General features: G+C 67.0%; 9 protein-coding genes. 6 read left to right on the top strand and 3 right to left on the bottom strand.

The annotated features are described in order from the left end of the window. Nucleotides 1-21: 21 nt before the first annotated feature. Nucleotides 22-957, bottom strand: a complete 936-nt coding sequence (locus GGR13_RS10285; RefSeq protein WP_183213436.1) for a ribose-phosphate pyrophosphokinase — start codon at nt 955-957, stop codon at nt 22-24. Nucleotides 958-1,128: 171 nt separating this feature from the next. Here GGR13_RS10285 and GGR13_RS10280 point away from each other — a divergent pair, with 171 nt between their 5' ends. From GGR13_RS10280 to GGR13_RS10255, 6 genes are all read left to right on the top strand, one after another. Further along, a complete protein-coding gene (locus tag GGR13_RS10280; RefSeq protein WP_183213435.1) occupies nt 1,129-1,986 on the top strand; it encodes an outer membrane protein assembly factor BamD in 858 nt (285 codons plus the stop codon). A 179-nt stretch (nt 1,987-2,165) separates the two neighbouring features. Beyond that, nucleotides 2,166-4,892 carry a TonB-dependent receptor gene (locus GGR13_RS10275; protein ID WP_183213434.1) on the top strand — a complete coding sequence of 909 codons (2,727 nt, stop codon included), beginning with the start codon at nt 2,166-2,168 and terminating at the stop codon, nt 4,890-4,892. 187 nt (nt 4,893-5,079) lie between these two features. After that, nucleotides 5,080-6,780 (top strand): DNA repair protein RecN, encoded by a 1,701-nt coding sequence (recN, locus tag GGR13_RS10270; protein WP_183213433.1) that lies wholly within the window; start codon nt 5,080-5,082, stop codon nt 6,778-6,780. 33 nt (nt 6,781-6,813) lie between these two features. After that, on the top strand, nt 6,814-7,377 hold the full coding sequence (locus GGR13_RS10265; protein WP_221230603.1) for a DUF4126 domain-containing protein: 564 nt from the start codon (nt 6,814-6,816) through the stop codon (nt 7,375-7,377). A gap of 169 nt (nt 7,378-7,546) precedes the next feature. Further along, on the top strand, nt 7,547-10,171 hold the full coding sequence (locus tag GGR13_RS10260; protein WP_183213431.1) for a TonB-dependent receptor: 2,625 nt from the start codon (nt 7,547-7,549) through the stop codon (nt 10,169-10,171). A gap of 10 nt (nt 10,172-10,181) precedes the next feature. Further along, complete coding sequence (locus tag GGR13_RS10255) at nt 10,182-11,006, top strand: hypothetical protein (protein WP_183213430.1); 825 nt, start codon at nt 10,182-10,184, stop codon at nt 11,004-11,006. A gap of 6 nt (nt 11,007-11,012) precedes the next feature. On the opposite strand, the gene GGR13_RS10250 is transcribed toward GGR13_RS10255, so the two are convergent. Together GGR13_RS10250 and GGR13_RS10245 are read right to left on the bottom strand one after the other, a co-directional pair. Continuing rightward, entirely contained in the window at nt 11,013-11,921 is a 909-nt protein-coding gene (locus GGR13_RS10250; protein WP_183213429.1) for a cobalamin biosynthesis protein CbiG, read from the bottom strand. Between the two features lie 212 nt (nt 11,922-12,133). Further along, on the bottom strand, nt 12,134-12,649 hold the full coding sequence (locus tag GGR13_RS10245; RefSeq protein ID WP_183213428.1) for a hypothetical protein: 516 nt from the start codon (nt 12,647-12,649) through the stop codon (nt 12,134-12,136).

The raw sequence follows: 12,649 nt of genomic DNA, 5'->3' as shown, positions 1-12,649 counted from the left end.
GTGGTCGTGGTTATCGAGGCGTTAATCGAACAGCTTGGAGACCGATTCCTCGTTGGCGATCCGGCGAATTGCCTCTCCGATCAAGGGCGCGACGGGAACCGTGCGGATTTTCTTGCAGTTCAAAACTTCGTGAGGCTGCTCGATCGAGTCGGTGATCACCAGTTCCTTCAGGGGACCCTCGGACACGCGCTGGACGGCCGGTCCCGACAGCACGCCGTGGCTGATGTAGGCCGAGACCTCGGTCGCGCCGGCGTCGATCAGCGCCTTGGCTGCATTCACGAGGGTGCCGCCTGAATCCACGATATCGTCGAACAGGATGCATCGCCGTCCCTGGACGTCGCCGATGATGTTCATGACTTCGCTCTCGCCCGCCTTCGGGCGCCGCTTGTCGACGATGGCCAGGTCGACGTTCAGTCGCTCCGCCAGCGACCGGGCCCGGACCACCCCGCCGACGTCGGGCGAGACGATCATCAGTTCGCCGTCGCGGACATAGTGTTCACGGATATCGGCGGCGAGCACGGGCGTGGCGACCAGATTGTCGGTGGGGATGTCGAAGAAGCCCTGAATCTGGCCGGCATGCAGGTCCATTGTCAGCACGCGGTCCGCGCCGGCCCGGGTAATCAGGTTCGCAACAAGCTTCGCGGAAATCGGCGTGCGGCCTCCGGTCTTCCGATCCTGGCGGGCATAGCCGAAGTAGGGCATCACGGCCGTGATCCGTCGCGCCGATGCTCGAACCAAGGCGTCGGTGATGATCAGCAGTTCCATCAGGTTGTCGTTGGCCGGATAGCTGGTCGACTGGATGATGAAGACGTCCTCGCCGCGGACATTTTCCTCGATGACGGCAAAGACCTCGTTGTCGGCGAACCGCTTCACCTGTGCCCGGGTCAGGGGCATGTCGAGGTGGGCCGCAATGGCCTGGGCCAGGGTCCGGTTGGAGTTGCCTGCGAGCAGCTTCATGGCCGGTCATCCTTTCGCCGTCATCACGCCGCCAAAGACGACCGTGTATTTCTGCGCGCTCTTTACCAGCGCATCCGACCGGGGCAAGCCCGCATTGGCCTGAGCCCGATCGCTGGTGTAGAGACGCAGTCACGATCGGCGCGGCGCGAGGCGTTCCGTCCCCTGGGTGTCATGAGGTTACCGTTGCCTGCTTCAAAGTTTCGTACCGGACTGGTGCTGATTGCCCTGATGGCGACCACGGTCACCGTGGCCGCCTGTGGCGGTGCCCGCAATCGCCCGAAGCTGGCCTATGAAGAGCGCCCGGTCGAACTGCTCTACAATACTGGCTACCAGCGCCTCGAAAGCCGGCGCTGGGCCGATGCCGTCGACTATTTCCAGGAAGTCGAGCGCCAGCATCCGTATTCGGAATGGTCGCGACGCGCGATCCTGATGCAGATCTACGCCTACTACCAGAACGGCAACTACGCCGAATCGATTGCGGCGTCCGACCGGTTCATCCAGCTGTTCCCGGGCAGCCCGTCGGCCGCCTATGCCTTCTACATGCGCGCAACCTGCAATTTCGAGCAGATCGTGGACGTGGGGCGTGACCAGGCCCGTGCCGAGGCCGCGTTGCAGGGTCTGCGGGATGTGGCTCGCCGCTATCCCCAGACGCCCTATGCCACGGACGCTGCCGTCAAGATTGACATGGTCAATGACCAGCTGGCCGGCAAGGAAATGAACATCGGCCGCTACTATCAGCGCGCCAACCAGCCGCTGGCGGCCATCGGGCGCTACAAGGCGGTGATCGACAACGAAGCCTATCAGCGCACGTCGCACGCTCCCGAAGCCCTGTACCGACTGGTCGAGACCTATCTGATGCTGGGTCTGAAGGATGAGGCGATCCGCAACGGCGCGGTCCTCGGCTACAACTACCCGGGCAGCCCCTGGTATTCCGAAGCCTATGCCTTGCTGGTCGAAGAAGGCGCGACCCCTGATGCGGCCCCGACAGGTCAGCGGGAAAGCTGGCTGCGGCGGCTGATCCCGGGCTGACGCGAGACGGACTTCCTGTCGCGACATTTTGACCCAACAGGGAAAATTCCGGGCGAACGCCACTCGGCGTAAGGATTCCTGCTGCAAAGTTGTACGTGCTTACCCGTCAGGGTAAGCGACGGAATCGGTCCGCTCGACCGTTAGCGGACATACGACCCTCCCACCGAACCCGAGTTTTCATGACCCTTCTTGCGTTGGCGTTTACCGCCCTGACTGCCATTGAGCCGACGGCAGCCGTCGCTGTCCCAGCGTCCGAGGTCTCTGCTCAGCAGGAGCGCCCGCGCAGCGCCCAGGAAGAGGTCGTTGACCTTGGCGAGGTGGTGGTGACGGGCCAGCGCCCCCGCGGGTCGGTCCAGGGAGACATCTCGCCCGACATCGTGCTGGATGCCGAACAGCTCCGTGCCTATGGGGCCGGCAATATCGCCGAGCTTCTGACAGCGCTTGAGCCGCTGACGCGCAGCAACCGGGGCCGGGCCGATGCCGGACCCATCCTGCTGGTCAACGGCCGACGCATCTCGGGCTTCCGCGAGATCCAGGGCATTCCGTTCGAGGCCATCGAGCGCACGGAGATCCTGCCGGAAGAGGTCGCCCTGACCTATGGCTATACCGCCGACCAGCGGGTCGTGAACTTCGTGCTCAAGGCCCAGTTTCGCGCCGTGACCGCCCAGGCACAGGTCCGGGGCCCCACACAGGGCGGCCGGACCTCGACCGAGTTCGAAACCAATCTGTTCCGCATTCAGGAGGGCGATCGCTGGTCCTTCGACCTGGAACGTCAGGATGACGGTGCCCTGTACGAAGACGAGCGCGACATCACCCGCACGGCCGATGCCGGGCCCTTCTCGCTGGGTGGGACCGTCACGGGGGCCCCCCGGGGTGCGCTGCTTGATCCCCGCCTTCCCGGTGTCGTGATTGCCGCAGTTCCCGGATCAGCCACGAATGGCCGGGCATCCCTCGCCGATTTCGCGGCCGGTGCGGGCCAGACCTCGCCCGAGGACCTGATCGCCTACAGGACCCTGCTGGCGCGCCGCAGCGAGAACTCGGCCAGCGGCTCGTTGACCCGGGACCTGAACAACACGACGTCCGGCACGATCCGGGCCAGCATCGAGGATTCGACCAGCGAAAGTTTCCTGGGTCTGCCGGGTCTCCTGCTGAACATCCCGACCGGATCGGCCTTCTCGCCCTTCGCGAACAACACCCAGCTCTACCGGTATCTCGATCAGCCGGACGCCCTGGCCCGCACCGTCGATACCCTGGAGTTCGAGGCCGCCACGGTTCTTGACGGGTTCATCGGCGACTACCGCTGGACGTTCAACGGCAACTACAACCGGACCGAAACCGAGACCCAGACCGGCCGCGGCTTCGACACCACCGCGCTCCAGGCCGGGGTGACGGCGGGCACGGTCAATCCGTTCGGCGCGCTGCCGGACAATCTGCTGAACCGCTTTGCCGATGACACGGCACGCTCGGTGTCCAGCCTCGTCAGCGGCGAACTGGTTCTGGCCGGCGACGTCTTCGAACTCCCCGCCGGCGGCGTGAACGGCACGGTGACCATCGGTGCCGACACGCGTTCGCTGGACTCGGAGAGTTTCAGAAACGGCCTGACCACCGAGACCTCGCTGTCGCGCGACCGCTACCGGATCCAGGGCAATCTGACGGCCCCGCTGACCAATCGCCAGCGTGAGGTCCTTGGTGGCTTCGGCGACCTCTCGGCCAACGTCAATTTTGGCTACGAGGAACTGTCGGACTTCGGGGGCCTGACGACCCTGGGCGGGGGTCTGAACTGGACCCCGATCGAGCCCCTGTCCTTCGTCGGCTCCGTGACGCTGGAAGAGGCCGCGCCCAGCATTCAGCAACTCAATGATCCCTCTGTCGTGACCCCGAACGTCCAGGTGTTCGACTTCGCCACGGGCCAGACGGTCACCGTGCTTCGGACCGACGGTGGCAATGCGGACCTGCTGTCCGACAGCCGCACCGTCTGGAAGCTGGGAGTGAATTTCAAGCCTTGGTCCGCCCGCGACCTGACGTTCAGCACCAACTACACGGCGAGCGAGATCGAGGATCAGGTCGCCAGCTTCCCGACCATTACCCCCGACCTCGAGGCGGCCTTCCCGGGCCGGTTCACGCGTGACGCGACCGGCCGCCTGGTCGCGTTCGACGCGCGCGCGGTGAATTATGCCAGCGCCGAGCGTCAGGAACTTCGCACCGGCTTCAACTTCTCGAAGGCCTTCGGCACGCCCAATGCGGCGGCGGCCGCCATGTCTCGCCTCGGGGGCGGTCGACCCGGTGGCGGCTTCGGCGGCTTCGGCGGGGGCGGCGGTCGTCCCCCCGGCGCTGGTGGTGGCGGCGGTTCCTTCACGGTTCAGCAGGGTGGTCCCGGGGGCGGGGGAGGCGGAGTTCGCCGTGGTGGCTCGCCCCAACTTCCGGGGCAGGGCCGGTTCAATCTGTCGATCTACCACACGGTCCGTTTCCAGGACGAGATCACCATTCGCGACAATCTGCCGGTCATCGACCTGCTGGACGGCGGTGCCGTCGGCGGGCGTGGCGGACAGCCCCGGAACGAGATCCAGGTGCAGGGCGGTGTCTTCCGCAACGGCTTCGGCAGCTTCCTGAACGCCAACTGGCGTGAGGGGACCCGGGTGGATGGCGGTACCAATGGTCAGGACCTGTTCTTCTCGGGCCAGACCACGGTCAACCTGAACGCCTTCCTCGACTTCAACCAGCGGGCCAACATGCTGACCAAATTCCCCTGGCTGAAGAATGCCCGCATCAATGTCGGCGTGCAGAACCTGTTCGACTCGCGGCTCGAGGTGACGGACCAGACGGGCATCACGCCGATCGGTTACCAGCGCGACCGCCTGGATCCCCAGGGCCGCGTGGTGTCGCTGAACCTGCGCAAGCTGTTCTAGCGGGCGCCAGCCCCTCCACCGCTTCGCGGTCCCCCTCCCCATGCGGCGCATGGGGAGGAAAGCACCTGTCCTTCCCACGCAGTGGGGAGGGGGACCGCGAAGCGGTGGAGGGGCCCGCTGACCCAAACCCGCTATCGACCACCGATCATCACTAGCCTTCGCCCCCGGGCATTGCGATATCAGCCCCATGCTGACCTCCCTCTCGATCCGCGATGTGGTTCTGGTCGATGTCCTGGATCTGGACGTCGCCGATGGCCTGACCGTGCTGACGGGCGAGACCGGGGCGGGCAAGTCCATCATCCTGGATGCGCTGGGCCTGGCGCTGGGCGGCCGGGGCGATGCCGGGCTGGTGCGGGCAGGCGCAAAACAGGCCGTGGCCACGGCCGTCTTCACAGCCCCCGACGATCCTGGCCTGATCGAACTGATCACCGAGCGGGGCTTCGACGTCGTGCCGGGCGAGGAGCTGATCCTGCGCCGGGTGCTGTCCGCCGACGGCCGCAGCCGCGCCTTCGTCAATGACCAGCCCGCCGGGGTCACCGCCCTGCGCGAGATCGGGGCCCTGCTGGTCGAGGTGCATGGCCAGCACGAGACGGTCGGCCTGCTGGACTGGAAGACCCATCGCGGCCTGCTGGACGCCTATGGCGGCACGGCCCCGCAACTGTCCGCCGTCGCCTCCGCCGCCGAAAAGCTGAAGACGCTGGAGGCCCATCTGGCTGGCCTGCGCGCCGCCGCCGCCGATGCCGCCGCCCGGGCCGAAGAGATCACACAGAACCTGGCCGACCTCGACGACCTCGACCCGCGCGAGGACGAGGAGACCGACCTTGCGGGCGAACGCGCCATCCTGGGCGCCGCCGAAAAGGCCGTGTCCGACCTCGCCGACGCCCGCCAGTCCCTCGGCGGCGACAAGCTGAGCCAGAAACTGTCCGCCGCCCTGCGCGCCGTCGAACACGCTCGCCAGCGCGCCACCCAGGCCGGGGTCGGGGCCGACCATCCGGTCCTGTCCCGACTGACCGCCGCGGCCGAGGCGATCGACCGCACGATCGTCGAGGCCGATGAAGCCGTGGCCCAGGTCGACGCGGCCGCCGCTGCCTTCGATTTCGAGCCCGGTCGTTTGGACAAGGCCGAGGAGCGGCTGTTTGCCCTTCGCGCCGCCGCCCGCAAGCTGAACACGACCGTTCACGCCCTGCCGGGGCTGCGGATCGCCCTGCGCGAACAGCTGCGGCTGCTGGAGGACGGGGCCGAGGCCCTGACAAACGCCCAGCGCGACACCGTCGCGGCGCGCGAGGCCTATGACCTGGCCGCCACCTTCCTGACCTCGGCCCGCGAGGCGGCGGGCGAGCGTCTGGCGAAGGCGGTCATGGCCGAGCTGGGCCCGCTGAAGCTGGACCGGGCCCGGTTCCGCGTGGCGCTCGAGCCCATCGCCGAGGGCCGTCGCGGACCGCTGGGCGTCGAGACGATCCGGTTCGAGGTCGCGACCAATATGGGGACGGAGTTCGGACCGCTGGACTCGGTCGCTTCGGGTGGCGAACTGGCCCGCTTCGCCCTTGCGATGAAGGCCGCCCTGGCGGGTCGCGAGGACCAGCGCCAGCCGGTCATGATCTTCGATGAGGTCGATCAGGGCGTCGGCGGGGCCGTGGCCGAAGCGGTCGGCCAGCGGCTGAAACGCCTCGCCACCGGAGCCCAGGTCCTGGTCGTCACCCACAGCCCGCAGGTCGCCGCCCGCGGCCACGCCCACTGGAAGGTCCGCAAGGCCGACCGCAACGGCATGACGACCACCACCGTCGACACCCTTGATGACCATCACCGCCGCGAGGAGATCGCCCGGATGCTGTCGGGCGCGGAGATCACGGACGCTGCGCGGGCTGCGGCCGGGGCATTGATCGGCTAGGGTTCCTGGATGGATGCTGTCCAGACATGGGTCATGCCCGTTCTCCTCGGCCTCGGTCTGGCTTCGGCGACGGGACTGCGGACCTTTCTGCCGCTGCTGATGCTCGCGGTCTCGGCCCGGCTTGGCCTGTTTGGTGTGGAGCTGAACGATCAGATGGCCTGGCTCGGCTCATGGCCGGCGATCGCAGCGCTGGGGATCGCCGCCACGCTCGAGTTTGCCGGCGACAAGATCCCCGCTGTCGATCATGCCCTGAACGTCGTCGGGGCCTTCACCCGACCCATCGCCGGGGCCCTGGCAGCGGCGAGCGTCTTCACGGGGCTCGATCCGACGACGGCGGCGGTGGCGGGTGTGATTGTCGGTGCTCCCACGGCCTTCGCCTTCAATGCTGCGCAGGGGGGGACGCGCCTCGCGTCGACCGCAACGACGGGCGGTCTGGGCAATCCCGTGCTGTCGTTCATCGAGGACGGGCTGGCCTTCCTGACGGTGATGATCGCCTTCGTCCTGCCGGTCCTGATCCCGCTGGTGCTGATCGTGCTGGTTCTCGTGCTGATCAGGCTGACGCGCCGGTTCCGCCGCCGCGCGCGCCCCGCGACCTGATCAACCTCCGGGCCTTCAGACCCGATATCGGGTGACGAGAACAGTGATCCGTGAGCGTCCAATGGGCACGCTCATCTGTCATCGTCAATTGACGCCACCGTCTCGGAACCGCCTCCGAACCGACGTCCGCCCGGACTAGTCCAGCCAGCATTATCGCTGGGGGGCTATCATGACCAATCTTCGCCGGACGGGCCTGTCCGTCATTCTGCTGGCTTCCAGCGCGCTGTCGACGGCCGCTTTTGCTCAGGTGGCCGCACCGGTCCAGACCCCTGCCCAGGATAACGAGTCGGTCGTCGACGAGATCGTCGTCACCGGCCAACGTGAGGCCCAGCGCCAGGCCATTGCCGTCAAGCGCCAGAGCTTCGTGGTCGAGGACGTCGTTTCCGCTGATGACATCGGCAAGCTGCCGGACCACAACACCGCCGCCGCCCTGCGCCGCATTCCCGGCGTCTCGGTCCAGGAAGACCAGGGCGAGCCGCGCTTCCCCGTGCTGCGGGGCCTGACCTCGACCTACAACCGCACCACCGTGGACGGGGCCGTTGTGGCCTCCGTCGACACGACGGGCCGGTCCATCCCGCTCGACATCGTGCCGTCCGTCGTTGCCGGGCGGCTTGAGGTCATCAAGACGGTGACGCCCGAGAATGACGGCAATGCCATCGGCGGGGTGATCAACGTCTCGACCCGCTCGGCCTTCGCCCGCGGCCGGCCCTTCTTCGATGCCCTGGCCTCGGTCGGCTACTATGAGCGCAGCGGCGACGTCCGGAACGACGAACAGTCCTATCGCCTCAGCTTCGCAACCGGCACCCTGTTCGGGCCGAACGACCAGTTCGGCATCGTCATCGGCGGGTCGCAGGAACAACTCGACTACGACATCCCCCAGATCGAGGTCGCCAACCCGTCGGTGCGTGAATACACGGCCGCGGGGGTACCCGTGGACTCAGGCTCGGCCACCGGAAACGGCATCCAGGTGCCGGTCCAGCGCCGGGTCTTCTGGTACAACAACACCAAGAACCGGACCGGGGCCAATGCCAAGCTGGAATGGCGGCCGTCCGATGCCCTGCGGTTCGATATCTCGGGGCTGTATTCCACGATCGAGGACAATGAGGAGCGGATCGAGAACCGCGCCGAGCCGATCGGCAACGTCACCAACCAGACCCAGACCAGCGGGACCTTTGCGCGTGGCCGCAACATCATCCAGCTGAACCAGCCGATCACCACCCGGACCATCAGCCTGGTCCAGGGTGGCGGGGAATGGGACCTTACCCCTCAGTGGATGCTGAGCGGCAGCCTGACCTGGTCGAGCTCCAGCGTCGAGGAAGAGAACACCTCGGAAGAGTTCCGGACCGCCGATGCCCGGGGCACCGAATACGGCTTCACCTACGACACCTCGGACTTCTTCCCGATCTTCACGCCGTTCAACGAGGCGGCGACGCGGAACCCTGCGAACTTCGTCCATCTGAACCGCCGCGACGCCCTGACCGAAGGCACCGAGGATGTCATCGAGGCGCGGGCTGACATCGCCTTCGACGACGGTGGTGACACGCGGAACCTGAAGGCCAAGTTCGGCGGCGTGCTGCGCTCGACCGAACACGAGGTGGATGCGACCCAGCTCACCTACACGACGGTGCCCGGCTTCACCTACACTCTGGCCCCCGTGGCCGGGGTCGGGCCGACGGCCCTGATCGCAAGCCGCTATCTGCTGACGCCGCGGGTGGACGTCGGTCTGGCCAATGCCTTCTTTGCGACCAACCGGGCCAGCTTCAACACGGCGACGGTCCTGCTGCCTTCGGACTTCAAGGTCCAGGAGGACGTGAGCGCGGCCTATGCCCAGGCCTCCTACCGCTGGGGCGACTTCACCCTGCTGGGCGGTCTTCGTTACGAGAAGACCGAGGTCGAGACCGACTCCTTCCGCCAGCAGGGCACGGCTTTCACCCCGGTCAACCGGTCGGGCGACTACGACAACGTCCTGCCGAGTGTGCACGCGCGCTGGGATGCGACGGACCGGTTCGTCATCCGCGCCGCCTGGACCAACACCATCGGCCGCGCCAACTACGGTGACATCTCGGCCCGGGAGACCCTGACCTTCAACGGCTCGCAGGCCATCCTTTCGCGTGGAAACCCGAACCTTCAGCCCCGTGAAAGTGAGGGGCTCGACCTGTCGTTCGAATACTACCAGGACGACGGCCTGATCTCGGTGGCGGTGTTCAACAAGGACCTGGAGAACGAGATCTTCACCCTGTCGTCGGTCCAGCAGCTCGATCTCGGCATCGGCCGCGGTGTCGAGCCCGTCGAGATCCGCACCCCGCAGAATACCGAGACGGCCAAGATCACCGGCATCGAACTGGCCTTCCAGCAGGCCTTCACCTTCCTGCCCGAGCCGTTTGACGGTTTCGGGATCAATCTGAACGCCACCTTCCTGGAGACGGAATTCACATTCCTTACCGGGGTCGGTCGCCGGACGACGGGCTTCTTCCTGCAGCCGGACACGACCACCAACGCCACGATCTACTATCAGAAGGGTCCGTTCGAGGGCCGGATCTCGCACAACTACATCGGCGGCTTCCTCGAGACGATCAACGACACCATCCCCAATGCCGACCAGTACTGGAAGGGGCGTCACCTGATCGACGCCAGCGTCAGCTGGCGCTTCGACGACCGGCTCACGGGCTTCTTCGAGGCCCAGAACCTGTCGGACTCGGGCCGTCAGGAAAACACCGGACCGGGCCAGCGCTTCCTGCAGGAATCGGCCGAATATGGCCGGACCTTCTGGATCGGCCTCTCGGCCAGCTTCTAGGACCGACGCCATGATCGCCGCCCTGTTCCTCGCCCTTGCCCTGCAGCAGACTCCGCCGGCGCCTGCAGCCGTCGAAGACCTGCGGCCGATCGTGTTGGCGGGTCAGGCGGAGGTCGTGCGGCGCTATCCGGCGCCCGAGGCGGGGCAGGGGGTGGCGGCAACCGCAGACGCCCTGTTCGCCGTCAACAACGCCACCCTCGCCCGCTACAACAAGGTGACGGGCGAGCGCGAGGCGATCTGGACCGGGGACCGCGCGCGCTTCCCGCACATAAATTCCTGCGCCGCGATCGCGGGCGAGCTGGTCTGCGGCGCGTCCAACTTTCCCGGCGTTCCGCACTGGAGCGCTGTCGAGATTTTCGATCCGGCCACGCTGGAGCACAGGCGCACGATTTCGCTGGGTCTGGGCACCGGCTCCCTGACCTGGGTCGACCGCAGGGACGGTGCCTGGTGGGCCATGTTCGCCAACTACAGTCAGCGCGGTGGCGAGCCTCCACGCGATCATCGCTCCACCACCCTGGTCAAGTTCGACGATCAGTGGCGGCGGCTGGAAAGCTGGAGCCTGCCGGCGTCGGTGCTGGAACGGATGGCTCCGACGTCATCGTCCGGCGGAGGTTGGGGTCCGGATGGTCGCCTTTACATCACCGGCCACGACCGGCCGGAGCTCTATGTCCTGACGCTGCCGGCCGGCGGTGCCGTGCTGGATCATGTGGCGACGATCGGCATCGCCGCCGAGGGTCAGGCCATCGACTGGGACGAGAGCGAGCCGGGCATGCTTTACGGCATCAGCCGCCACGGCCGCGAGATGATCGCCATGCGGGTCCCGATGGTCCCCTGACAGGCGTCAGACGCCCAGGATCCAGCCTTCTTCGCCCTGCACCTGTTCGATCAGCGCCTCGTCCGTGCCCTTGGCCGGGCCGAACGCCTTGGCCAGGGTGCCCTTGTCGTCCATCAGGGCGAGGGCCTCGGCCGTGGTGCGGACCTGGGCCTGGTCCTTGAACTCGCCGGGCGCGGCTTCCGTGGGCCACATCGACGGCCACACCTCGGCCACCAGGACCGAGATCGGCTCGACATCGGCCGTGCCCAGTTCGCGCCAGCCGGTCGTGAACGGCCAGACGGCCCCGGCCTCGCCAAGGCTCTCCAGCAGTCGCCGTACCATCGGAATGCCGACCAGGGTCTGGCCACCCACGGCGCCTGCGCCATGCATCTGCCAGTTCGACTTGGGCTGAAGCTTGCCCTTGCGGACGGCGTTCTCGGTCGCGCGATACTCGGGGATGTCGGCCCCCGACCCCGCAGGCGGCTTGGTCGTGGTCAGCCAGCGCTGCGCCTGTTTGGCCGGAGCGCCCCAGAACGGCCAGGCCTCGTCGGTCATCAGCCGGTTCATCTTGGCCGCGACCTGATAGCGGTTGTTCGTATTGTCCGCCTTGTCGACGATATTGCCGGCGAGGAATTTCCACATGGTCGACCAGGCCGGGCTGTCCTTTAGCCCCAGCCGACCGGCCGTGCCCGCCGGATAGCCCAGCGAGAAGTCGAAGCCGACCAGCACCCGGTCGCCGCGCTTGCGGTGGTCGGCCAGCAGGCTGTTGAGCAGCGCCTCGCCCTCGGCCCGCGTCGCGACATTGTGCGTCTCGGTATACAGGCGGAAACGCACGTCGCGCTTGGCCACGCCGATCCAGACCGAGTTCTCGCCCAGTTTCTTGCCTTCGGCAGCAGTCCAGTCGGCAACGATATAGGCGTCGAAAAGGCGGGCCACGTCGGGCTCCTTGGATACAGGCACTGAGGGGACGGGAGGGTTCTACCTTTCCTCCCCGTTGCGCAGCAATGGGGAGGGGGACCATTTCGGCAACCTTCGCCGAAATGGTGGCGGGGCTGCTGGTCGAGGGCAGGGGTCGCAGAGCCACCCGCCCCTCCGTCTCGTCGCTTCGCGCCGAGCCACCTCCCCATCGCCATGCGATGAGGAGGACACTAGCCTTTCAGCAGGGCCTCGATGTGCGACAGCCAGCGCCGCCCCAGGCGCAGGGCCTCCGACGGGGAACCCGTCTTGCCCGGCGCGACGGCGTTCCAGAGCGCCAGTTCGAACTCCGGATTGCGCGAATCCAGGAACATCAGCCGCAGCGTGACCAGCTCCGCGTCCGGTACCATGATGTCCAGGGACTTGCGCTGCTCGCCGCGTCGCACGCGGGCCACCACATGGCCGTCGACGATGATTTCGCCGCCCTCGACTTCCTCGAAGCCATAGACCAGCCCGTGCGCGCCCCGGTTCCACAGCACGACGATCTGGGCGCCGTCGAAATCCAGTGCCGCCGCCCGGCCTTCGTGCGCCGAGATGGCCTCGGCCTCGGGGGCGGAGCCCAGGCTCTTCAGCATGGCCCTGCGCAGGCGACGATCGGCCTCCATCCACCACGACAGGGCCAGCGCCCCGGTGGTCAGGAAGGCTGCGGCCAGCCCCACCAGCAGGATGACCCGAAGGGCCTCGTTCAC

This window comes from Brevundimonas variabilis (assembly GCF_014199945.1).
Taxonomy (GTDB): domain Bacteria; phylum Pseudomonadota; class Alphaproteobacteria; order Caulobacterales; family Caulobacteraceae; genus Brevundimonas; species Brevundimonas variabilis.
This window is presented reverse-complemented; position numbering and strand designations above follow the sequence as displayed.

Bases quoted from the DNA above. Each gene is read 5' to 3' on its own strand.
- GGR13_RS10285 (WP_183213436.1), bottom strand. From the start codon at position 957: ATGAAGCTGCTCGCAGGCAACTCCAACCGGACCCTGGCCCAGGCCATT.
- GGR13_RS10280 (WP_183213435.1), top strand. From the start codon at position 1,129: ATGAGGTTACCGTTGCCTGCTTCAAAGTTTCGTACCGGACTGGTGCTG.
- GGR13_RS10275 (WP_183213434.1), top strand. From the start codon at position 2,166: ATGACCCTTCTTGCGTTGGCGTTTACCGCCCTGACTGCCATTGAGCCG.
- recN (WP_183213433.1), top strand. From the start codon at position 5,080: ATGCTGACCTCCCTCTCGATCCGCGATGTGGTTCTGGTCGATGTCCTG.
- GGR13_RS10265 (WP_221230603.1), top strand. From the start codon at position 6,814: ATGCCCGTTCTCCTCGGCCTCGGTCTGGCTTCGGCGACGGGACTGCGG.
- GGR13_RS10260 (WP_183213431.1), top strand. From the start codon at position 7,547: ATGACCAATCTTCGCCGGACGGGCCTGTCCGTCATTCTGCTGGCTTCC.
- GGR13_RS10255 (WP_183213430.1), top strand. From the start codon at position 10,182: ATGATCGCCGCCCTGTTCCTCGCCCTTGCCCTGCAGCAGACTCCGCCG.